Genomic DNA, 20,788 nt, shown 5'->3' on the forward strand with positions numbered 1-20,788 from the left:
GTAATCCGGGACCTTCCTTGCTTGTGGCACGATCCCGGATTGCGCTTCGCTCCATCCGGGCTACGGCAACCTCTATGCAGGCGGCGTGCCGTTGATGGCCAGCACGTGGCCGGCGAGATACAGCGAGCCGGTGATCAGGATCCGCGGCGGCAACTCGTAGGCGAGCTGCGCCAGCGCGCGCAGGGCGGCCTCGACGCCGGGGGCGGGCTCGACGCGCATGCCGAGGCTGCGCGCGGCATCGGCGAGACGGTCGACCGGCATCGCATTCTCCGTGTCGGGAATCGGCACTGCGATGATGTGACGGGTGAGGCCGGCGAAATTGGCGAGGAAGGCGTGCGCATCCTTGTTGGCCATCATGCCGGCGATGATCACCAGCGGCCGCGACACCCGCTCCTCGAGGTCGCCGAGCGCGGCCGCCGCAACGCGCCCGCCCTCGGCATTGTGGCCGCCGTCGAGCCAGATCTCCGAGCCCTGCGGACCCCAGGACAGCAACTCGCCCGAGGTGAGGCGCTGCATCCGCGCCGGCCAGTCGGCACCGACGATGCCGGCCTCGAACGCGGCGTGATTGACCTTGATGGTCGGCAGCGCGCGTAGCGTCGCGATCGCGAGCCCGGCATTGGCGAACTGGTGGCGCCCGAACAGACGCGGCGCCGGCAGGTCCATCAAGCCGCGATCGTCGGAATAGACCAGACGTCCGCGCTCGACATTGACGTGCCAGCTCTCGCCTGCGGCGAACAGCGGCGCACGCATGCGCCTCGCCTGCGCTTCGATCACGGCCATGGCCTCCGGCATCTGCTCGGCGCAAATCACGGGCACGCCGCGCTTGATGATCGCGGCCTTCTCGCCGGCAATCGACGCCAACGTATCGCCGAGGAAATCCGTGTGATCCATGCTGACGGGCGTGATCACAGAGGCCGCCGGCTGATCGACCACGTTGGTCGAATCCAGCCGGCCGCCGAGGCCGACTTCGAGCAGCACGATGTCGGCCGGGTTCTGCGCGAACAGCAAGAAGGCAGCCGCCGTCTTCAGTTCGAACAATGTCGCGGCCTCGCCGGCATTGACGCGCTCGACCTCTTCCAACGCCGCGCGCAGTTCGTCGTCGCCGACGAGCACGCCGCCACTGAGGCGGCCAAGCCGGAAACATTCGTTGATGCGGACGAGATAAGGGGACGTATAGGCGTGGACGCGAAGACCTGAGGCCTCCAGCGTCGCGCGCAGATAAGCGAGCGTCGAGCCCTTGCCGTTGGTGCCGGCAATGTGGATCACCGGCGGCAGCTTGCGCTCGGGGTGGCCGAGCCGCTCGAGCAGACGGTGCATCCGCTCCAGCCCGAGATCGATGCGCTTCTGATGCAGGGTCGACAGCCGCCCGATCAACTCGTCGAGCGGTCTCTTTGCACTGTCAGGGGAGGCGTTCACGCGTGCGGCGCAGCCGGCGCCGTCTCGGCGGCCGATACGATCTGCGCCGGGCTGGCGACCGGCTCCACGGGCTTCGATGCGCCTTCCTGCGCCGGCGCCTTGGTCAAGAGGCGGCAGAGCCGCGCCAGCGTCGGCCGCAGCTCGTGGCGATGCACGACCATGTCGACCATGCCGTGCTCCTTGAGGTACTCGGCGCGCTGGAAACCTTCAGGCAGCTTCTCGCGGATGGTCTGCTCGATCACGCGCGCACCGGCAAAGCCGATCAGCGCGCCGGGCTCGGCGATCTGGACGTCGCCGAGCATCGCATAGGACGCGGTGACGCCGCCGGTGGTCGGATTGGTCAGCACGACGATGTAGGGCAGCTTTGCCTCGCGCAGCATCTGCACGGCTACGGTGGTGCGCGGCATCTGCATCAGGGACAAAATGCCTTCCTGCATGCGGGCGCCGCCGCTGGCCGCGAACACGATGAACGGCGACTTCTTCTCGACCGCGAGCTCCATCCCGCGCACGATGGCTTCGCCCGCGGCCATGCCGAGCGAGCCGCCCATGAAGTCGAAATCCTGCACGGCGACGACGACGGCGGAGCCTTCGAGCTTGCCGTAGCCGACCTTGACCGCATCATTCAGATTGGTCCGCGCCCGAGCATCCTTGACGCGGTCGACATATTTCTTCTCGTCGCGGAACTTGAGCGGGTCAGGGGTGACTTCGGGCAGCGCCACGTCGAACCAGGTCTCGTTGTCGAAGATCGACTTGAGCCGCGCGACCGCGCCCATGCGCATGTGATAGTTCGAGCCGGGAATGACGAACTGGTTGGCCTCGACGTCCTTGTAGAACACGAGCTGTCCGGAATCCGGGCACTTGATCCACAGGTTCTCCGGCGTCTCCCGCCGCAGCATGTTGCGGATCTTCGGCCGGACCACGTTGGTAAGCCAGTTCATGGTTTGCTCCGATGTGCGATCCCGCCGGGAATCGCCTGAAGGATATATGGCGGCCGGACATCTGCCCGGCAAGCCGCCGTGTCGCCCGCGTTAGAGCATGATCCGGAAAAGTGTGAAGCGGTTTTCCGACCAGATCATGCTCAAACTAAAGAGCTACAGCGGAATTATGGCCTATTCCGCCGCCTGCTGCGCGCCCTTGACGCCCTGGGCCAGAGCGGCCGTCAATTCGGCGACGGCGTTAACGGTCTTGGCGGTCGCCCGTCCCTCGGCATCGAGGCTGTTCTTGAGGGCGTCGACCAGCGCGGTGCCGACCACCGAACCATCGGCCTTCTCGGCAATGGCGCGCGCCGCCTCCGGCGTGCGGATGCCGAAACCGACGCAGATCGGCAGCCTGGTATGCCGCTTGATGCGCGCGACAGCTTCGCCGACGGCATTGGCGTCCGCCGCCGCTGCACCGGTGATGCCGGCGATCGAGACGTAATAGACAAAGCCTGATGTGTTCGCGAGCACCGCAGGCAGGCGCTTGTCGTCAGTAGTCGGCGTCGCCAGGCGAATGAAGTTGAGCCCCGCCTTCAGCGCAGGAATGCAGAGCTCGTCGTCTTCCTCCGGCGGCAAATCGACGATGATCAGGCCGTCGACGCCGGCCGTCTTGGCATCAGCCAAGAACTTGTCGACGCCGTAGATGTAGATCGGATTGTAATAGCCCATCAGCACCAGCGGCGTGACATTGTCGTCCTTGCGGAAGTCGCGCACCAGCTCCAGCGTCCTCTTCAAGGTCATGCCGATCTTGAGCGCACGCAGGCCTGCAGCCTGGATCGAGGGACCATCCGCCATCGGATCGGTGAAGGGAATGCCGAGTTCGATGACGTCGGCGCCGGACTTCGGCAGCGCCTTGACGATCTCGAGCGAGGTCGCGGGATCGGGATCGCCGGCCATCACATAGGTGACAAAGGCCGCGCGGCCTTGGCTTTTCAGCTCGGCAAAACGGGTATCGATACGCGTGGTCACTTCTTGCCCCTCAGGATGTCGCCGACCTGCGGGACGTCCTTGTCGCCGCGGCCGGAGAGATTGACGACCATCAGGTGGTCCCGCGGCCGCTTCGGCGCGAGCTCCATCACCTTGGCGATGGCATGCGCGGGCTCGAGCGCGGGGATGATGCCTTCGAGCTTTGACAGCAGCTGGAACGCGGCGAGCGCCTCGTCATCGGTCGCGGAGAGATAATTGACGCGGCCGACCTCGTGCAGCCAGGAATGCTCAGGGCCGATGCCGGGATAATCGAGACCGGCCGAGATCGAATGCGCGTCCTGGATCTGGCCGTCGGCATCCATCAAGAGATAGGTGCGGTTGCCGTGAAGCACGCCGGGGCGGCCGCCCGCGATCGAGGCCGCATGCAGCTGCGTCAGGCCATGGCCGGCGGCTTCGACGCCGAAGATCTCCACGGAGGAATCATCGAGGAACGGATGGAACAAGCCCATCGCGTTGGAGCCGCCGCCGATGCAGGCCACCAGCGAATCCGGCAGGCGCCCCTCGATCTCCTGCATCTGCGCCTTGGTCTCGTCGCCGATGACCGACTGGAAATCGCGCACCAAGGTCGGATAGGGATGCGGACCGGCCACCGTGCCGATGCAATAGAAGGTGTTATGCACGTTGGTGACCCAGTCGCGCAGCGCCTCGTTCATGGCATCCTTCAGCGTGCGCGTGCCCGACTGCACCGGCATCACCTTGGCGCCCAGCATCTCCATGCGGATGACGTTGGGCTGCTGCCGCTCGACGTCGACGGCGCCCATATAGACCACGCATTCGAGGCCAAAGCGCGCGCACAGCGTCGCGGTGGCAACGCCGTGCTGGCCCGCGCCGGTCTCGGCGATGATGCGCTTCTTGCCCATGCGCCGTGCCAGCATGATCTGGCCGAGCACGTTGTTCACCTTGTGCGAGCCGGTGTGGTTGAGCTCTTCACGCTTGAGGTAGATCTTGGCGCCGCGGAGATGCTCGGTCAGGCGCTCGGCGAAATAGAGCGGCGAGGGCCGGCCGACATAGTTCTTGAGGTAGCCGTTCATCTCGGCCTGAAACGCCGGATCGGCCTTGGCCGCGGTGTAGGCCTTCTCCAGGTCGAGGATCAGCGGCATCAAGGTTTCGGCGACGAAGCGCCCGCCGAAAATGCCGAAATGGCCGCGCTCGTCGGGGCCGCTGCGGTAGGAATTTGGCTTGGCAATGTTCATCGGACGCTCAACTCTTGACTGGCATCTTTGCTGGCGCGCGCGGCGCGGATGAAGGCCTTGATCATCTCTGGGTCTTTCACGCCGGGAGCGCTCTCGACACCGGAGGACACGTCGACGCCGCTGGCGCGGGTGACACGAAGGGCCTCGGCGAGATTCTCGGCGTGCAGCCCCCCCGAAACCATATAGGGCAGTTTCAGATCGAGCTTTTCGAGCAGGTGCCAGTCGAAGGGCTCCCCGAGGCCGCCGGGCCGCGTCGCGTCCTTCGGCGCGCGCGCATCGAACAGGATGCGATCGGCGACCGCGGCGTAGCCGGGCAGCACCGCGAGATCGGCCGCTGTCGCGACCGGGACCGCCTTCATCACCGGGCGGCCGAAGCGTTGCTTGAGGTCGCGCAGCCGCGCCACGCTCTCCCCGCCGTGGAGCTGGAAGATGTCCGGCGACAGCGCGTCCATGATGTTGTCGAGCGTTGCGTCATCGGCATCGACCGTGAGCGCCACCTTGAGCGCGCGCCGCTTGACCTGACGGCCGAGGTCACGGCCGAGTTCCAGGGACAGGTGCCGGGGCGACGGCGGAAAGAACACGAACCCGACCATGTCGGCGCCCGCCTCGAGCGCCGTTTCGAGCGTCTCGGGCGTGGACAGGCCGCAGATCTTGACGAGCAGGGACATGGTCTCAAAGCGGGTAGAGGCCGCGGGTCCGCGGCCGGAAAACGGGGCTTTTCGGTCGGGGCCGCTTCTACAACGTCGCGCGCTGCTTGTCTCGCCCGACGGGCCCGTACAGGCCCATCCCGGAGGGAACGGGAAGGCGCTGGGACTCCGCCTTCGCTGCCGTCGCCTGGGCCCGCAGATCGGCCAGTTCGGCCCTGACGGCCCGGGCCTCCGCGTCATTCCGGCGCGCCGCGCGCCGCCAGCGCCGCTGGCCGAGCCAGACGGCGGAGCCGCCCGCGACAACGCCCAGGGCCGCCGCCAGGATCAGCAACAGGAACAGCGGCAGGGTGATCGACAGCGAGGGGTCGTCGGCAATGAAGGGGTCGAAGGAGACCGTGACGAAATGCCTGTTGGCGACGGCGAACGCCACCAGGATCAGGCCCAGCGGAAGTACGATCAGCGCGGTCAGGAACTTTCGCATCTGGCTTCGCTCGCCTTGAATCAAGCTTGCGGCCGCATCCTGTGCGACCGCGAAAAACCCCAAAGCGCGCTCACATCGCGCTCTAGTCTACGCCGCCGGGATCCGGATGGTCGCGGTTCAGCCGCTCGCGCATTTCCTTGCCGGTCTTGAAGAACGGAACGCTCTTCTGATCGACGGGCACATGGGCGCCGGTGCGTGGATTGCGCCCTGCGCGCGCAGGGCGATGCTTGACCGAGAAGGCACCGAAGCCGCGCAGCTCGACGCGGTCACCGCGTGCAAGCGCCGCTACGATCTCTTCGAGAATCGCATTCACAATGTTCTCGACATCCCGCTGGTACAGATGCGGGTTGTGCTCGGCGATACGCTGAACAAGTTCGGATTTGATCATCGAGAGATAGGACCCGGGAGCGTGCGGATGACCATTTCCGTGAAAATACCGTGATCTGTCAAGACGCTAAATCAAGGATGGGCGTCGTGAAAATGCGTGACAAATGCCGAAAAAGCAGGCTGCGCCAGCACGCGTCAGACGCGAAAAAGCTCTGAAACTCGCCTGCCGACGGTCAGTTGGACGCAGCCGGCTGCCACAAGGCCAGCATTCCATCCATTCCGAGCCGATCCACCGCCTGCGCGACGCCGGTTTGCCCGATCTGGTGCGCGATCGAGCCCAAACCGAGCGCTTCCAGCGTCAATGCGGCCGCCGTCTTCAGGAACGGCAGGTCGCCGAAGCGCGGCTGGAGCTTGTAGTCGCGCACCGGTAGCCCCTTCTTGACGCCCTTCTGCTCGACCAGCCAGGTCACGGCCGTCTTCTCGTCGCCGATCTGGTCGATCAGCTTGAGATCGATCGCCTGGCGCCCGGTGAAGACGCGGCCGTCGGCGACTTTTTCGAGCTGCGTGTCATCCATGCCACGCCGCTCCTTCACCATCCCCTTGAACCAGGCATAGGAATCCTTCACCAGCGCATCGAGCGCGGCGCGCGCCTCGGGACTGGTCGGCTCAAAACCGTTGGGCGCCGCCTTCAGCGGCGAGGACTTCACCTCCTCGACCTTGACGCCGATCGTCTTCATGAGCTCGGAGAGGTTGGGGTACTGGAACAGCACGCCGATGGAGCCGACCAGGGAGCTTTGCTGGGCGACGATGTGGTCGCTCGCAATCGCGGTGATGTAGCCCCCGGAGGCGGCCAGCCCCTCCACCACCACCACCAGCGGCTTTTTCGCCTTGAGACGGACCAGCGAGTCATAGAGCTGCTCGGAGCCGGCGGTGGTGCCGCCGGGCGAGTTGATGTGAACGATGACGGCGGCGGCCTGCGAATTCTCGAGCCGCTCCAGCGCCTGCGTGCGGTCGGAATCGCTGCGGATCAATCCCTCGATCTGGACGCGCGCGATCGAGCCGGCGGATGCGAGGGTGCCGCGTGCACCGGGCGTCGCAATCAGCGCGAAGCTTGCAATCGCCGCGATCGCGATCAGCGCCGCCATCACCCGCCAGAACGTCAGCTTGCGGCGGATCCTGCGGCGATCGACGATGATGTCCGAATCGAGCGACATCGGAATATCTCCAAATGAAAGATCAGGCGCGTTGTGCCGTCACGGCGTGACCATTGGCCTATCTCGATACATCAATTGCGGCGCAATTTGAAGAAAACAAGGCCTCGTGTGGGGCAAGCAAGTCGTCGCAGACTCGGTCGTCATCCCCGCCTAGTGCGCAATTGCGCACGGGGGCGGGGATCCATAACCCCAAGGAGGAGTCGTCGAGCGAGCTGGCAACTCCGAGTCTTCGTCAAACTCCTCCCTGGGGTTATGGGTCCCGGATCGGCGCTCCGCTTCGCGTCGCTTGTCCGGGACGACAGCGGAGTTCGTGGAGACAGCAACAAAAAAGCCCCGGCTTGCGCCGGGGCCTTGATGTCGCAAAACGGACGTTTCGCTTACTTGCTGTCGCGGTTCTTCAGCGCGGTGCCGAGGATGTCGCCCAGCGTCGCACCCGAATCCGAGGAGCCGTACTGCGCGATGGCTTCCTTCTCTTCGGCGACTTCGAGCGCCTTGATCGACACCTGGACCTTGCGGGCCTTCTTGTCGAACTGGATGACGCGGGCATCGACCTTCTCGCCGACGGCGAAGCGTTCGGCGCGCTGGTCGTTGCGGTCACGGGCGAGCTCGGAGCGCTTGATGAAGGTGGTGAAGTCGGTACCGGCGATCTTAACCTCGATACCGCTTTCCTTCACTTCGAGCACTTCGCAGGTCACGACCGCACCCTTCTTGACATCGCCCGGCTCGGCGAAGGGATCGCCTTCGAGCTGCTTGATGCCGAGCGAGATGCGCTCCTTCTCGACGTCCACATCGAGCACCACGGCCTTCACCATGTCGCCCTTCTTGTAGTTGTCGATCACCTGCTCGCCCGGAAGCTTCCAGTCGAGATCGGAGAGGTGGACCATGCCGTCGACGTCGCCCTCGAGGCCCAGGAACAGACCGAACTCGGTCTTGTTCTTGACCTCGCCCTCGACCACCGAACCGGTCGGGTGCTTCTCGACGAAGACCTCCCAGGGGTTGCGCATGGTCTGCTTGAGGCCGAGCGAGATGCGGCGCTTGACGGAATCCACTTCCAGCACCTGCACGTCGACTTCCTGCGAGGTCGACACGATCTTGCCAGGGTGCATGTTCTTCTTGGTCCACGACATCTCGGAGACGTGGATCAGGCCTTCGATGCCCGGCTCGAGCTCGACGAACGCACCGTAGTCGGTGATGTTGGTGACGCGGCCGGTGAAGCGGGCACCCAGCGGGTACTTGGCTTCGATGCCCTGCCACGGATCGTCCAGCAGCTGCTTCATGCCCAGCGAGATGCGGTGCGTCTCGTGGTTGATCTTGATGATCTTGACCTTCACGGTCTGGCCGATCGAGAGCACCTCGGTCGGGTGGTTGACGCGGCGCCAGGCGATGTCGGTGACGTGCAGGAGGCCGTCGATGCCGCCGAGGTCGACGAACGCACCGTAATCGGTGATGTTCTTGACCACGCCGTCGATGACCTGACCCTCTTCGAGGTTCTGCACCAGCTCCTGGCGCTGCTCGGCGCGGGTCTCTTCCAACACCGTGCGGCGGGACACGACGATGTTGCCGCGGCGGCGGTCCATCTTCAGGATCTGGAACGGCTGCGAGTTGTTCATCAGCGGCGCAACGTCGCGGATCGGACGGATGTCGACCTGCGAGCGCGGCAGGAAGGCCACGGCACCGTCGAGGTCGACGGTGAAGCCGCCCTTGACCTGGTTGAAGATGACGCCGTTGACCTTCTCGTTGTTCTGAAACGCCTTCTCCAGCTTGCCCCAGCTCTCTTCGCGGCGCGCCTTGTCGCGCGACAGCACGGCTTCGCCGAGGGCGTTTTCAATGCGATCGAGGAACACTTCCACCTCGTCGCCGACCTTGAGGTCGCTCTCACGGCCGGGGCCGGAAAATTCGCGCAGCGCGACGCGGCCCTCGGTCTTCAGGCCGACGTCGATGACGGCCATGTCCTTTTCAATTGCAACCACCTTGCCCTTGACGACGGAGCTTTCCTGCAGGTTGCCACCTGCGAAGGACTCGTCGAGCATCGCGGCGAAATCGTCGCGCGACGGGCTATAGGTATCAGCAGAAGTCGAAGCCATTTGTTCTCCAGTTGCGGATGTCTGCCGGCCGTTGGGTTCATGGGCGCATCGCGCGCGCAGTGTCGGAAGGTCCGCAAGACCTTCGAGCGACCGCTCGTTGCCCCGATCTAGCGACCAGAACAGCGGAAGCGGGCCGGCTGAGGCCCGCGCGTTCGATACGTTGAAAGCTTTGTCCGGAACCTGGATCGCGCCGGTCCCAAAACCGGGACGAAGCGTATCGACCTCAAAGAGCGGGAGCGGGCACTTCCTCCAATGACGGCGGCGGCTTAACCCCGCGACCGGCCCGCTCGGACAGCCTCGATAATGTCGATGGCGGCCCGGACGCCGCCTTCTATATCCAGTTGGGAGTTATCTAGCAAGTAAGCATCCGGGGCCGGTTTCAGAGGCGCAATCGGCCGATTCTTGTCACGTTCGTCACGCTGGAGGATGTCGGCGAGCACGGCCGCCTCGTCCGCCTCCTCGCCCCGCGCTTTGGCCTCCATGGTGCGGCGCCGCGCGCGGACCTTGGGGTCGGCGACCACGAAGATCTTCACGTCGGCATGGGGGCAGATCACGGTTCCAATATCGCGGCCGTCGAGCACGGCGCCGGGCGGATCAGCGGCGAACTGGCGCTGGAAATTGACCAGGACCTCGCGAACCCGAGGGATTGCCGACACGATCGAGGCTCCCTCGCCGGCCTTCTGGGTCTTCAGCGCAGGATTGCCGAACTTTTCGGGATCGAGCTCCAACGCGGCCTGCACCGCAGCCGCCTCGTCGTTGAGATCGTGCCCCGACTGCATCAGGGCATAGGCGACCGCGCGATAGATCACGCCGGTATCGAGATGACGATAGCCGTAATGGTGGGCGAGACGCTTGCCGAGCGTGCCCTTGCCCGAAGCCGCGGGCCCGTCGATGGCGATGATCATGAAAACTCGGCCCCTAGCGAACGCATCATCGGAATGAAATCCGGAAAGCTGGTGGCGATGAAGGCGGTGTCGTCGACGGTCACGGGCTGATCGGAGGCGCAGCCCATCACCAGCGCGGACATCGCGATGCGATGGTCCATATGGGTGGCGACAGTGCCGCCGCCCGGGACGTGGCCGCGACCCTCCACGATCAGATCGTCGCCGGAGACCACGACCTTGACGCCGTTGACGCGCAGCATGGCGGCGGTGGCTTCAAGCCGGTCGGATTCCTTGACGCGCAGCTCCTGCAGGCCGCGCATGATCGTGGTGCCTTCGGCGAACGACGCCGCCACCGCCAGCACCAGATATTCGTCGATCATCGACGGCGCGCGCTCCGGCGGCACCTCGACGCCGCGCAGCTTCGACGCCCGCACGCGCAAGCGCGCCATCGGCTCGCCGGCATCGCCGCGCACTTCGCTCTCCTCGATGGAGGCGCCCATTTCGCACAGCGTGGTGAACAGCCCGGTGCGCAGCGGATTGGTCATGACGTCGGACAGCACGACATCGGAGCCCTCCACGATCAGCGCCGCGACGATCGGGAAGGCGGCCGAAGAGGGATCGGCGGGCACCACGACATTGGCGCCATGCAGCTCGGGCTGGCCCACCAGCGTGATGCGGCGGCCGTGCCGGCCTTCCTGGACCGAGGTGATGTCGGCGCCGAAATGCTTCAGCATCAGCTCGGTGTGGTCGCGGCTGGCCTCGGTCTCGATGACCGTGGTGGTGCCGGGAGCGGCGAGGCCCGCCAGCAGCACGGCCGATTTGATCTGGGCCGAGGCGACCGGGGTCTTGTAGACGATCGGCAGGGGGTCGCGCGCGCCCTGGAGGGTCAGCGGCAGGCGCCCGCCCTCGCCGCCGGCGGTGACTCTGGCACCCATCTTTTCCAGGGGATCGAGGATCCGGCGCATCGGACGGCTGCGCAGCGAGGCGTCGCCGTCGAACACCGCCGAAATCGGGCAGCCGGCGACGGCGCCCATGACCAGCCGGCAGCCGGTGCCGGAATTGCCGAAATCCAGTGCTGCCTTGGGCTGGGCGAAGCCTCCGACCCCGACGCCGTTGACGGTCCAGGCGAAATCGCCGGTGCGCTCGACGCTGGCGCCCAGCGCCTGCATCGATTTGGCGGTGTTGAGGACGTCCTCGCCCTCGAGCAGGCCCGAAATCCTGGTTTCGCCGACCGCGAGCGCGCCCAGGATGAGGGCGCGGTGGGAGATCGACTTGTCGCCGGGCACCCGTACTTTCCCGGTCAGGGGACCGCTGGCGCGAGACTGGAGCGGCCTCGGTTGGTCGGAATGGGTCAAGATTGTGTCCTTGAATAGGCCCGGTGGGCTGGCGCGCAGGTACCACATGGTCCGCGCCCCGTCACGGGCATGTCGTTCTCCCGTAATGCGCTATTGACAGCGGGCCGCCAACTAGCCAAGTGAAGCACCGCTTTTCAGACATTCCCAGGATTCCTGCCGTGGCCAAGTCCGAACTCGGAACCAAACGTATTTGCCCGACCACGGGCAAGAAGTTCTATGACCTCAACAAGAATCCGGTGATCTCGCCCTATACCGGCGAAGTGGTGCCGATCGCACCGGTCGCTCCTGCCCGCGGCCCCCGTGCGGCCGAGGCCCGTAACATGGCCCAGGACAACGCGCCGGAGCCGGCGGAGGCCGAGGAATTGGTGTCGCTCGAGGAGGCCGATGCCGAGGAGAACACCGGCAAGGTCAAGGCGGTCGTGCCCGAATCGGAGGACGATATCGAGGTCGACGAGACCCTCGACGACGATGATGACGACGATTCGACCTTCATTGCCGACGAGGAAGAGGGCGATGAGGACGTCACCGACATCATTGGTGATGTTGGCGGTGATGAAGAGACTTGAGATCAGCCCTGATCTGTGAAAAAGGGTGCTCCGCGCGAGTCGCCTAGAGCGCTCGCCGGCCGGGACGGGTCCCCCAGGATCCTCCCATCTGGACTAAGGGGCCATAGCTCAGCTGGGAGAGCGCTTGCATGGCATGCAAGAGGTCGGCGGTTCGATCCCGCCTGGCTCCACCAGCCTTCGCTGGCTTCGCCAGCTACGGCTCGGCAAGCCAGCTCCGCTCCCTCGTGGCGAAGCTAGCGAAGGCTGCCGCGGCGGAGCCCAAAGGGCGAAGCCGGGCTTCAGCAGAGCAACGGCGGGTGTAAACTCTCTTCGACAACCGGGGGGAGTGCGATGAAGTACGTCTACATCTTGGAGAGCCTCGATTCCCTCCATTTCTACGTCGGGATCACCGACGACCTCCGCGCCCGACTGGCAAAGCACAATGCTGGCGAGGTGCCCCACACTTCGAAATACGGACCTTGGGGGCTCAAGACTTACGTCGCATTCAGCGATGAGAAGCAGGCCGTCGCATTCGAAAAGTACTTGAAGTCAGCATCAGGCCGCGCCTTCGCCAAGAAGCGGCTTTAGTCCCCTACTCCCCGATCACCGCATTCAGCCGATCCCTTAGCGCGACGATCTCGTCTTTCATCGCGACCAGCTCCGACACCGAGCAGTCCGATGCCGCCAGGATCGATTGCGGCACGCTGCGGGCCTTTTCCTTCAGCGCATGGCCCTGCGGCGTCAGGGCGATCAGAACCTGGCGCTCGTCCTCACGCGAGCGGGTGCGCCTGACGAGATGGGCGGCCTCGAGGCGCTTGAGCAGCGGCGTCAGCGTGCCCGAATCCAGGAACAGCTTCTCGCCGATCTCCTTGACCGGCACGTCGTCGCGCTCCCACAGCACCAGCATGACCAGATATTGCGGATAGGTCAGGCCGAGCCGATCGAGCAGCGGCTTGTAGACGCGGTTAAAGGCGTGCGTAGCGGAATAGACCGCGAAGCAGATCTGGTTGTCGAGACGAAGCGGGTCTACCGCCGTTGATTTCCGGGCCATGAAGAATCCTGCGCGTTTCTCCCATTCTGGGCCCGGCCGGCGCCAGATTCAATTGCGAACAATTAAATGTGAGGCGCGACGAATTAGATTGCGCGCAATCTAATTGTCTGCGATAAAGCTTACACCCCAACCCGGAAAGACCCGAGGAGACGACAATGTCTGTGAACGTCCTCTACAAGACCAGCGCCAAGGCCACCGGCGGCCGCGACGGCCATGCTGCGACCCTCGACGGCGCGCTCGACGTCAAGCTCACCACGCCGAAGGAGCTCGGCGGTGGCGGCGGCGCTGGCAACAATCCCGAGCAGCTGTTTGCGGCCGGCTATGCCGCCTGCTTCATCGGCGCGATGAAGTTCGTGGCCTCGCAGGGCGGCCCGAAGGTGCCTGCCGACGCCTCGGTCACCTCGACCGTCGGCATCGGCCCGCGCTCCGAGGGCGGCTTCGGCCTCGATATCGACCTCGCGGTCTCGCTGCCGGGCCTTGCCCGCGCAGACGCCGAGGCGCTGGTGGCGAAGGCGCATCAGGTGTGCCCGTACTCCAATGCCACGCGCGGCAATGTCGACGTTCGCCTGACGGTGGTCTGATCGGCAGCGCGGATTGGCTGGCCCGGGAATCCCCCCTCGGGCCGGCCGCATCCGAGGGAATTTGCCACCCCGCGGCATGGCTGCACGCCGGCGCATGCGGCTCCACGCTCGGCGCCATTGCTGGCGCAAACAAACCTCGCTAGGCCTGTGAGCCAATGATCGACACAGGGAAGCGAAGGCATGACTGAAGCAGCAACGGGCGCCATGAGCGGATTGCGCGTCATCGATCTCACGCGCGTGCTCGGCGGTCCCTACTGCACCCAGATCCTCGCCGACCACGGCGCCGACGTGATCAAGGTTGAGCCGCCCGCGGGCGACGAGGTGCGCGAATGGGGCCCTCCGTTCCACGAGGAGGATGCGGCCTATTTCGTCGGCATCAACCGCAACAAGCGCTCGATCGGCCTCGACCTCGCCTCCGAGGGCGGCCGAATCGTGCTGCTCAAGATGCTGGAGACCGCCGACGTCCTGATCGAGAATTTCAAGCCGGGCACGCTGGAGAAATGGGGCATCGGCAACGAAATCCTCAGCAAGAAATATCCCCGCCTCGTGCATTGCCGGATCTGCGGCTTCGGCGCCGACGGCCCGCGCGGCGGCAACCCCGGCTATGACGCCATCATCCAGGCCATGACCGGCATGATCGCAGCGACCGGCTCGCCCGAGAGCGGGCCGATGCGGATCGGCGTGCCGCTGGTCGACATCACCACCGGACTTTATGCGGCGATCGGCATATTGATGGCGCTGTCGGAGCGGCAGCGGTCGGGCAAGGGCCAGTTCCTGGAGACGACGCTGTACGAGACCGGCCTTGCCATCATGCATCCGCACACCGCGAATTATTTCATGCATGGCAAGCCGCCGGGTCTCACCGGCAACGAGCATCCGAACCTCGTGCCTTACGCGATCTTCCCGACCAAGACCGACAACATCTTCATCGGCGTCGGCAATGACGGCACCTTCCGCAAGCTGGCGAAGGAGATCGGCAAGCCCGAGCTCGGCACCGATCCGCGCTTTGCCCGCAACAAGGACCGCATCGCCAATCGCGAGGCACTGCGCGCCGAGCTTGCCGCCGTGTTCAGCCAGCACGAGGCCGAGCCGCTGTGCAACCGCCTGCTCGCGGCCGGCCTGCCTGCAGGTCCCGTGCAGAAGATCGACCAGGCGTTGACCAATCCGCACACGATCGCGCGTGGCGATATTATCGAGAAGGACTGGTACAAGGGCGTTGCCTCGCCGATCCGGCTCGATCGCAGCAAGCCGAGCCTGCGCCGCGTGCCGCCGAAATTCAGCCAGCATGCGGCCGAGGTGCTGGGCGAGTTCGGCTACTCCAAAGCCGAGATCGACGCGATGGTCGAAAAAGGCACGGTCTGCGGTCCCGAGCGGAAACGCTGAGCTAAGGCGAGCGTCAACGGTGGTGCGCTCCCTCTCCCGCTTGCAAGTGGGAGAGGTTCGGAGCCCGCGGCACGATAGTGCCTCATCTCAATGCCGCACTGCGGCGCGCGCACGCATGTGCAGCGCGAACGAGTTGGCTGACGGCTCCGTCTTGGCCTATTTGACAACTTCCCATTTGGCCGCGCTTGCTGCTTTCGTTTCTCCCGCTTACACAGTCATGTGAACGTCATATGGCGCTGCTAGCGCAAGCGCTTCTTTAGTGACGGGCAAGGGAGGTTCTTGATGGCTCTTCGACATTTTGGCACGGCGGCGGCCGTCGCACTCACAATTGGTCTCGGCGCGTCGCCGGCGCTTGCCGTGACCGAAATCCAGTGGTGGCACGCGATGACCGGCGCCAACAACGACGTCATCGTCAGGCTCGCCAACGATTTCAACACCACGCAGAGCGACTACAAGGTGATCCCGACCTACAAGGGCAACTACGCCGACACGATGAACGCCGGCATCGCCGCGTTCCGCGCCGGCAACGCGCCGCACATCATGCAGGTGTTCGAGGTCGGCACCGCCACCATGATGGCAGCGACCGGCGCCGTGAAGCCGGTCTACAAGCTGATGGCCGAGACCGGCGAGAAGTTCGATCCGAAGGCCTATCTGCCTGCGATCACCGGCTATTACTCGACCTCGAAGGGCGAGATGCTGTCCTTCCCGTTCAACTCGTCCTCGACCGTGATGTGGGTCAACCTCGACGCACTGAAGAAAGCGAATGTCGAGGTGCCGAAGACCTGGCCCGAAGTGTTCGACGCCGCCAAGAAGCTGAAGGCGGCCGGCCACGCCACCTGCGGCTTCTCCAACTCCTGGGTCACCTGGGTCAATCTCGAGCAGCTCTCCGCCTGGCACAACGTGCCGCTCGCCAGCAAGGCCAACGGCCTCGACGGTTTCGACACCGTGCTGTCCTTCAACGGTCCGCTCCAGGTCAAGCATCTCGAAAATCTGGTCGAGCTCCAGAAGGACAAGACCTACGACTATGCCGGCCGCACCAACACCGGCGAAGGCCGCTTCACGTCGGGCGAATGCCCGCTCTACCTGACCTCGTCCGCGTTCTTCGGCAACGTCAAGGCGCAGGCCAAGTTCGCCTTCACCGCGGTGCCGATGCCCTATTACCCGGACGCCAAGGGCGCGCCGCAGAACTCGATCATCGGCGGTGCCTCGCTCTGGGTAATGGGCGGCAAACCGGCGGACGATTACAAGGGCGTCGCCAAATTCTTCTCTTTCCTCTCGGACACCGATCGCCAAGTCTACATCCACAAGGCCTCGGGCTATCTGCCGATCACCAAGGCGGCCTATGAGAAGGCCAAGGCGGATGGCTTCTACAAGGATCAGCCCTATCTGGAGACGCCGCTGCTCGAGCTGACCAACAAGGAGCCGACCGAGAATTCGCGCGGCCTGCGCCTCGGCAACATGGTGCAGCTCCGTGACGTCTGGGCTGAGGAGATCGAGCAGGCGCTGGCCGGCAAGAAGACCGCCAAGCAGGCGCTGGACGCGGCCGTCGAGCGCGGCAACACCATGCTGCGCCAGTTCGAAAAGACCGCCGTGAAGTAAGGCGACAAGCGGCAGGCCGGTCCCCCGGCCTGCCGCGCTGGGGCATCATGCAAAAGCAAGCCATTTTCCAATCGAAGCTGTTGCCCTATGCGCTGGTTGCGCCGCAACTCGCGATCGTCCTGATTTTCTTCTACTGGCCGGCCTTGCAGGCGATGATCCAGTCGTTCCTGCTGCAGGACGCCTTCGGCCTGTCGACCAGCTTCGTCTGGTTCGAGAACTATATCGAGCTGTTCAAGGAGCCCGCCTATTTCGAGGCGATCCTGCGCACCTTCTTCTTCTCGTTCGCGATCGCGGTGTCGTCGCTGTCGTTCGCGCTGCTGCTGGCCGTGATGGCAGACAAGCCGCTGCGCGGCTCGATGCTCTACCGCACGCTGCTGATCTGGCCCTATGCGGTGGCGCCGCCGGTCGTCGGCGTGCTCTGGATCTTCATGCTGCATCCCTCGCTCGGCGTGCTCTCGCGCTACCTGCGGGCGCTGGGCATCGACTGGAATCCACTGCTCGACGGCGACCAGGCCGCAGCGCTGATCATCCTGGCCGCCGCCTGGAAGCAGATCTCCTACAACTTCCTGTTCTTCCTCGCCGGCCTGCAGAGCATCCCCAGAAGCGTGATCGAGGCGGCTGCGATCGACGGCGCCCGCCCGATGCGCAGGTTCTGGACCGTGATCTTCCCGCTGCTGTCGCCGACCATCTTCTTCCTCCTGGTCGTCAACATCGTCTACGCCTTCTTCGACACGTTCGGCATCATCGACACGATGACCCGCGGCGGTCCGGGCAAGTCGACGGAGACGCTGGTCTACAAGGTCTATACCGACGGCCTGCTCGGCGGAAACCTCGGCAGCTCCGCGGCGCAATCGGTGATCCTGATGATCATGGTGATCGTGCTGACGGGCATCCAGTTCCGCTTCGTCGAACGCAAGGTGACCTACTGATGGTCGAGGAAGAAGGCTTTCGGCGCTACATTGCCCATATCATCCTCTGGATCGGGATCGCGATCGTCGCCTTCCCGGTCTATCTCGCCTTCGTGGCGTCCACCCAGGACAACGCGGTGATCGCCAACGGGCAGATGTCGTTGCTGCCCGGGGGTCATTTCTTCCAGACCTACTACCAGACCATCTTCGTCGGCACGAGCGGCTCGACCCGCGAGCCGGTCGGCAACATGATGCTGAACTCGCTGGTGATGGCGCTGCTGATCGCGCTGGGCAAGATCGCGGTCTCGATCATCTCGGCCTATGCGATCGTGTATTTCCGCTTCCCGTTCCGGATGGCGCTGTTCTGGCTGATCTTCATCACGCTGATGCTGCCGGTCGAAGTCCGCATCTATCCGACCTACAAGATCGTCGCCGACCTGCACATGCTCGACAGCTATGCCGGCCTGTCGCTGCCGCTGATCGCATCGGCCACCGCGACGCTGCTGTTCCGCCAGTTCTTCATGACCGTGCCGGACGAGCTGCTGGAGGCCTCGCGCATTGACGGCGCCGGCCCCTTCCGCTTCTTCTGGGATACGCTCTTGCCGCTGTCGCGCACCAACATGGCGGCGCTGTTCGTGATCCTGTTCATCCTCGGTTGGAATCAATATCTCTGGCCGCTCTTGATCACCACGCGCGACGACATGCAGACCATCCAGATCGGCATCCGCAAGATGATCACCACCACCGACGCGCTGACCGAATGGCCGATCGTGATGGCAACCGCCGTGCTGGCCATGCTGCCGCCGGTGTTCGTCGTCGTCGCCATGCAGAAATTGTTCGTGCGCGGCCTGGTCGAGACGGAAAAGTGAAGATGGCGAATAGTGAATGGCGAGTGGCGAATGGGGTCGCTGCGTCCGCCTTGCGTGCTAACAAGTCCCCATTCGCCATTCCCTACTCGCTACTCGCCGGTGCAACCCATGGCTAACGTCACCCTGCGCAGCGTCCGCAAGACCTATCCCGGCGGCTTCGAGGCCATCAAGGGCGTCGACGTCGATGTCGGCGACGGACAGTTCTGCGTGCTGGTCGGCCCCTCCGGCTGCGGCAAGTCCACGCTGCTGCGCATGGTCGCGGGGCTGGAGACGGTCACCGGCGGCGAGATCGACATCGGCGGCCGCGTCGTCAACGGAGTAGAGCCCGCCGATCGCGACATCGCGATGGTGTTCCAGAACTACGCGCTCTATCCGCATATGAGCGTCTACAACAACATGGCCTATGGCCTGCGCAACCGCGGCATGGCCGAGGCCGAGATCAAGACCCGCGTCGAGGAAGCCGCGCGCGTGCTCGAGCTCTCCGCCATGCTAGAGCGCAAGCCGCGCCAGCTCTCCGGCGGCCAGCGCCAGCGCGTCGCCATGGGCCGCGCCATCGTGCGCCAGCCGAAGGTGTTTTTGTTCGACGAGCCGCTGTCCAACCTCGACGCCAAGCTGCGCATCGCGATGCGGGTCGAGATCCGCAAATTGCAGCGCCGGCTCAACACGACGTCGATCTACGTCACCCATGACCAGCTCGAGGCGATGACGCTGGCCGACATCCTCGTGGTGATGAATGGCGGCCAGGTCGAGCAGGTCGGCAATCCGCTTGATATCTACGAGAAGCCGGCCACGACCTTCGTCGCCTCCTTCATCGGCGCGCCGCCGATGAACTTGATGTCGACGCGGCCCGAGGAGATCCGGTCGCAGCTCGCCGGCAGCGCCGCGGCCGATGCCGGCATCGTCGGAATCCGCCCGGAGGATTTCGTCATCACCGACGAGACGCCGGCCGGCGGCCTCGTCCTGCCGCTCACCGTCGAAGCCATCGAGCGCGTCGGCGCCGAGACCTTCGTCTACGGCTCCCGCGAGCAGGAGGACCAGCGCGTCGCCGCCACGCCCGGCGAGCTGCCGCCCGGCGAGGTCATCGTCCGCATTCCCGGAACCCAAGCGCCCGCCATCGGCGCGAGAATCCGTGTCGCGGCGGTGCGGGCGAAGCTGCATCTGTTCAGTGACGACGGGCGGACGCGGCTCAAGGGCTGAGCGGCTCCGGGGCCCGACGACAAAAGTGCGAAAACAACCCCATGCACAGTAGAAGGGGGTTTGTTTTTGTTGGGATAAATCGCCTCGCGCGACGCGTCATGCCAACCACGACGAACCAGGCATTCGGGCGATGGCAGAAAGTGGCCCGTCCACAGCTCCCCCGCTACCTGCTTGAACCCACAGGGGAACATGCCCATATTGCTGATCAAGGGGCGCCGCTCGCGGGCCCTGATGCACCAAAGTCGCTTCGAGAGGACTTTGTAAACTATGTCTCGTGTTCCAACGCTCTCCAGTCCCTTCCTGCTGGGCTTTGACGAGATCGAGCGCGTGCTCGATCGGGTCGTCAAAGGCGCCGACGGTTATCCTCCCTACAATATCGAGAGGTGCGACCGCACGGACGGCCAGCCCGAGCGTTTGCGCATCACGCTGGCGGTCGCCGGATTTACGCGCGACCAACTCGATGTAACCATTGAGGAAAACCAGCTCGTGATCCGCGGGCGGCAGCAGGACGACAAGACCCGGCAATACATCCATCGCGGCATCGCCGCGCGCCACTTCCAGCGCACCTTCGTGCTGGCCGAGGGGATGCTGGTGCTGGGTGCGGATCTGAAGAACGGGTTGTTGTCGATCGATCTGGCCCGGCCTGAACCGGAGCGGATCGTTAAGACAATCGCTATCAATGAGCACGAATAATGGAACGAGTAGCGGACTCGACCGCTTAGTGTTCCAGAGGAGTCGAGACCATGAGTGAAGGTCACGTTGCGTTCGAATACGAAGCCAAGAACGTCTCTCCGGAGACGCTGGCAACCCTGGGCGAAGGCCATATCGCCTATGTGAAGCAGATCCGCTCCGAGGACGTGCCGGGCCTGTTCCCCGAGGCGCCCAAGATCGCGCCGGGCCTCAAGCTTTTCGCGCTCCACGCCGCCGACGGCACGCCGATCATGCTGACCGACAGCCGCGAAGCTGCGATCGCCAACGCCTGGAGCAACGAGCTGCAAGCGGTGAGCGTGCACTAAGCACGCGCGTCGCACGAATAGGGTTTCAAACGGGCATGCCTTCGCAAGAAGGCGTGCCCGCTTTCATTTGAGCG

At 64.7% G+C, this 20,788-nt stretch carries 22 protein-coding genes and 1 tRNA gene; 11 read left to right on the top strand and 12 right to left on the bottom strand.

What is annotated here, in order from left to right:
- Positions 1 to 72 precede the first annotated feature (72 nt).
- From GA0061099_RS05815 to aroA, 11 genes are all read right to left on the bottom strand, one after another.
- A complete protein-coding gene (locus tag GA0061099_RS05815; RefSeq protein ID WP_036024450.1) occupies positions 73 to 1,416 on the bottom strand; it encodes a bifunctional folylpolyglutamate synthase/dihydrofolate synthase in 1,344 nt (447 codons plus the stop codon).
- Positions 1,413 to 2,354, bottom strand: a complete 942-nt coding sequence (gene accD, locus GA0061099_RS05820; RefSeq protein ID WP_036024449.1) for an acetyl-CoA carboxylase, carboxyltransferase subunit beta — start codon at positions 2,352 to 2,354, stop codon at positions 1,413 to 1,415. Before accD ends, GA0061099_RS05815 begins: the two co-directional genes overlap by 4 nt.
- Before the next feature lie 171 nt (positions 2,355 to 2,525).
- On the bottom strand, positions 2,526 to 3,362 hold the full coding sequence (gene trpA / locus GA0061099_RS05825) for a tryptophan synthase subunit alpha (RefSeq protein WP_036024448.1): 837 nt from the start codon (positions 3,360 to 3,362) through the stop codon (positions 2,526 to 2,528).
- Positions 3,359 to 4,573 carry a tryptophan synthase subunit beta gene (trpB, locus tag GA0061099_RS05830; protein ID WP_036024444.1) on the bottom strand — a complete coding sequence of 405 codons (1,215 nt, stop codon included), beginning with the start codon at positions 4,571 to 4,573 and terminating at the stop codon, positions 3,359 to 3,361. Before trpB ends, trpA begins: the two co-directional genes overlap by 4 nt.
- Positions 4,570 to 5,241 carry a phosphoribosylanthranilate isomerase gene (locus GA0061099_RS05835; protein ID WP_036024441.1) on the bottom strand — a complete coding sequence of 224 codons (672 nt, stop codon included), beginning with the start codon at positions 5,239 to 5,241 and terminating at the stop codon, positions 4,570 to 4,572. The genes trpB and GA0061099_RS05835 overlap by 4 nt, the downstream gene beginning before the upstream one ends.
- Before the next feature lie 67 nt (positions 5,242 to 5,308).
- Complete coding sequence (locus GA0061099_RS05840; protein WP_036009133.1) at positions 5,309 to 5,701, bottom strand: lipopolysaccharide assembly protein LapA domain-containing protein; 393 nt, start codon at positions 5,699 to 5,701, stop codon at positions 5,309 to 5,311.
- Positions 5,702 to 5,783: 82 nt separating this feature from the next.
- Complete coding sequence (locus GA0061099_RS05845) at positions 5,784 to 6,089, bottom strand: integration host factor subunit beta (protein ID WP_025032949.1); 306 nt, start codon at positions 6,087 to 6,089, stop codon at positions 5,784 to 5,786.
- 172 nt (positions 6,090 to 6,261) lie between these two features.
- A complete protein-coding gene (sppA, locus tag GA0061099_RS05850; RefSeq protein ID WP_036024439.1) occupies positions 6,262 to 7,242 on the bottom strand; it encodes a signal peptide peptidase SppA in 981 nt (326 codons plus the stop codon).
- A gap of 377 nt (positions 7,243 to 7,619) precedes the next feature.
- On the bottom strand, positions 7,620 to 9,326 hold the full coding sequence (gene rpsA / locus GA0061099_RS05855; protein WP_036009120.1) for a 30S ribosomal protein S1: 1,707 nt from the start codon (positions 9,324 to 9,326) through the stop codon (positions 7,620 to 7,622).
- Between the two features lie 266 nt (positions 9,327 to 9,592).
- Positions 9,593 to 10,231, bottom strand: a complete 639-nt coding sequence (gene cmk, locus GA0061099_RS05860) for a (d)CMP kinase (RefSeq protein ID WP_036024437.1) — start codon at positions 10,229 to 10,231, stop codon at positions 9,593 to 9,595.
- On the bottom strand, positions 10,228 to 11,565 hold the full coding sequence (gene aroA / locus GA0061099_RS05865; RefSeq protein WP_036024496.1) for a 3-phosphoshikimate 1-carboxyvinyltransferase: 1,338 nt from the start codon (positions 11,563 to 11,565) through the stop codon (positions 10,228 to 10,230). Before aroA ends, cmk begins: the two co-directional genes overlap by 4 nt.
- 158 nt (positions 11,566 to 11,723) lie before the next feature.
- Here aroA and GA0061099_RS05870 point away from each other — a divergent pair, with 158 nt between their 5' ends.
- The 3 genes from GA0061099_RS05870 (at position 11,724) to GA0061099_RS05880 (ending at position 12,698) form a co-directional block, all read left to right on the top strand.
- On the top strand, positions 11,724 to 12,131 hold the full coding sequence (locus tag GA0061099_RS05870) for a TIGR02300 family protein (protein ID WP_036024433.1): 408 nt from the start codon (positions 11,724 to 11,726) through the stop codon (positions 12,129 to 12,131).
- 97 nt (positions 12,132 to 12,228) lie between these two features.
- A tRNA-Ala gene (locus GA0061099_RS05875) sits at positions 12,229 to 12,304 on the top strand.
- Positions 12,305 to 12,461: 157 nt separating this feature from the next.
- A complete protein-coding gene (locus GA0061099_RS05880) occupies positions 12,462 to 12,698 on the top strand; it encodes a GIY-YIG nuclease family protein (protein ID WP_036024431.1) in 237 nt (78 codons plus the stop codon).
- A gap of 4 nt (positions 12,699 to 12,702) precedes the next feature.
- Here the strand turns inward: GA0061099_RS05880 and GA0061099_RS05885 are convergent, their stop codons facing one another.
- Complete coding sequence (locus GA0061099_RS05885; protein WP_074447577.1) at positions 12,703 to 13,161, bottom strand: MarR family winged helix-turn-helix transcriptional regulator; 459 nt, start codon at positions 13,159 to 13,161, stop codon at positions 12,703 to 12,705.
- Positions 13,162 to 13,316: 155 nt separating this feature from the next.
- Here GA0061099_RS05885 and GA0061099_RS05890 point away from each other — a divergent pair, with 155 nt between their 5' ends.
- The 8 genes from GA0061099_RS05890 (at position 13,317) to GA0061099_RS05925 (ending at position 20,714) form a co-directional block, all read left to right on the top strand.
- The gene (locus tag GA0061099_RS05890) at positions 13,317 to 13,742 is read left to right on the top strand and encodes an organic hydroperoxide resistance protein (protein WP_036009140.1); all 426 of its coding nucleotides are present in this window, start codon (positions 13,317 to 13,319) and stop codon (positions 13,740 to 13,742) included.
- Between the two features lie 180 nt (positions 13,743 to 13,922).
- Positions 13,923 to 15,125 (top strand): CaiB/BaiF CoA transferase family protein, encoded by a 1,203-nt coding sequence (locus GA0061099_RS05895; protein ID WP_036024418.1) that lies wholly within the window; start codon positions 13,923 to 13,925, stop codon positions 15,123 to 15,125.
- Positions 15,126 to 15,407: 282 nt separating this feature from the next.
- Complete coding sequence (ugpB, locus tag GA0061099_RS05900) at positions 15,408 to 16,724, top strand: sn-glycerol-3-phosphate ABC transporter substrate-binding protein UgpB (RefSeq protein ID WP_036009146.1); 1,317 nt, start codon at positions 15,408 to 15,410, stop codon at positions 16,722 to 16,724.
- A gap of 47 nt (positions 16,725 to 16,771) precedes the next feature.
- Complete coding sequence (gene ugpA, locus GA0061099_RS05905) at positions 16,772 to 17,653, top strand: sn-glycerol-3-phosphate ABC transporter permease UgpA (protein ID WP_036009149.1); 882 nt, start codon at positions 16,772 to 16,774, stop codon at positions 17,651 to 17,653.
- Positions 17,653 to 18,501, top strand: coding sequence for a sn-glycerol-3-phosphate ABC transporter permease UgpE (ugpE, locus tag GA0061099_RS05910; protein ID WP_036024416.1), 849 nt, complete (start codon positions 17,653 to 17,655; stop codon positions 18,499 to 18,501). Before ugpA ends, ugpE begins: the two co-directional genes overlap by 1 nt.
- Before the next feature lie 108 nt (positions 18,502 to 18,609).
- Positions 18,610 to 19,698 (top strand): sn-glycerol-3-phosphate import ATP-binding protein UgpC, encoded by a 1,089-nt coding sequence (locus tag GA0061099_RS05915; protein ID WP_036009161.1) that lies wholly within the window; start codon positions 18,610 to 18,612, stop codon positions 19,696 to 19,698.
- A 267-nt stretch (positions 19,699 to 19,965) separates the two neighbouring features.
- Positions 19,966 to 20,391, top strand: a complete 426-nt coding sequence (locus tag GA0061099_RS05920) for an Hsp20 family protein (RefSeq protein WP_024338612.1) — start codon at positions 19,966 to 19,968, stop codon at positions 20,389 to 20,391.
- A gap of 50 nt (positions 20,392 to 20,441) precedes the next feature.
- Positions 20,442 to 20,714: a BQ00720 family protein gene (locus GA0061099_RS05925; protein WP_007598581.1), complete on the top strand. Its 273-nt coding sequence runs from the start codon at positions 20,442 to 20,444 to the stop codon at positions 20,712 to 20,714.
- Positions 20,715 to 20,788 lie beyond the last annotated feature (74 nt).

It is taken from the genome of Bradyrhizobium yuanmingense, from assembly GCF_900094575.1.
Taxonomy (GTDB): domain Bacteria; phylum Pseudomonadota; class Alphaproteobacteria; order Rhizobiales; family Xanthobacteraceae; genus Bradyrhizobium; species Bradyrhizobium yuanmingense.

What these genes read in the sequence shown, in the direction of transcription:
- accD (WP_036024449.1), bottom strand. Translation starts at nt 2,354, where the DNA reads ATGAACTGGCTTACCAACGTGGTCCGGCCGAAGATCCGCAACATGCTG.
- trpB (WP_036024444.1), bottom strand. Translation starts at nt 4,573, where the DNA reads ATGAACATTGCCAAGCCAAATTCCTACCGCAGCGGCCCCGACGAGCGC.
- GA0061099_RS05835 (WP_036024441.1), bottom strand. Translation starts at nt 5,241, where the DNA reads ATGTCCCTGCTCGTCAAGATCTGCGGCCTGTCCACGCCCGAGACGCTC.
- GA0061099_RS05840 (WP_036009133.1), bottom strand. Translation starts at nt 5,701, where the DNA reads ATGCGAAAGTTCCTGACCGCGCTGATCGTACTTCCGCTGGGCCTGATC.
- GA0061099_RS05845 (WP_025032949.1), bottom strand. Translation starts at nt 6,089, where the DNA reads ATGATCAAATCCGAACTTGTTCAGCGTATCGCCGAGCACAACCCGCAT.
- sppA (WP_036024439.1), bottom strand. Translation starts at nt 7,242, where the DNA reads ATGTCGCTCGATTCGGACATCATCGTCGATCGCCGCAGGATCCGCCGC.
- rpsA (WP_036009120.1), bottom strand. Translation starts at nt 9,326, where the DNA reads ATGGCTTCGACTTCTGCTGATACCTATAGCCCGTCGCGCGACGATTTC.
- cmk (WP_036024437.1), bottom strand. Translation starts at nt 10,231, where the DNA reads ATGATCATCGCCATCGACGGGCCCGCGGCTTCGGGCAAGGGCACGCTC.
- GA0061099_RS05880 (WP_036024431.1), top strand. Translation starts at nt 12,462, where the DNA reads ATGAAGTACGTCTACATCTTGGAGAGCCTCGATTCCCTCCATTTCTAC.
- GA0061099_RS05885 (WP_074447577.1), bottom strand. Translation starts at nt 13,161, where the DNA reads ATGGCCCGGAAATCAACGGCGGTAGACCCGCTTCGTCTCGACAACCAG.
- GA0061099_RS05890 (WP_036009140.1), top strand. Translation starts at nt 13,317, where the DNA reads ATGTCTGTGAACGTCCTCTACAAGACCAGCGCCAAGGCCACCGGCGGC.
- GA0061099_RS05895 (WP_036024418.1), top strand. Translation starts at nt 13,923, where the DNA reads ATGACTGAAGCAGCAACGGGCGCCATGAGCGGATTGCGCGTCATCGAT.
- ugpB (WP_036009146.1), top strand. Translation starts at nt 15,408, where the DNA reads ATGGCTCTTCGACATTTTGGCACGGCGGCGGCCGTCGCACTCACAATT.
- ugpA (WP_036009149.1), top strand. Translation starts at nt 16,772, where the DNA reads ATGCAAAAGCAAGCCATTTTCCAATCGAAGCTGTTGCCCTATGCGCTG.
- ugpE (WP_036024416.1), top strand. Translation starts at nt 17,653, where the DNA reads ATGGTCGAGGAAGAAGGCTTTCGGCGCTACATTGCCCATATCATCCTC.
- GA0061099_RS05915 (WP_036009161.1), top strand. Translation starts at nt 18,610, where the DNA reads ATGGCTAACGTCACCCTGCGCAGCGTCCGCAAGACCTATCCCGGCGGC.
- GA0061099_RS05920 (WP_024338612.1), top strand. Translation starts at nt 19,966, where the DNA reads ATGTCTCGTGTTCCAACGCTCTCCAGTCCCTTCCTGCTGGGCTTTGAC.
- GA0061099_RS05925 (WP_007598581.1), top strand. Translation starts at nt 20,442, where the DNA reads ATGAGTGAAGGTCACGTTGCGTTCGAATACGAAGCCAAGAACGTCTCT.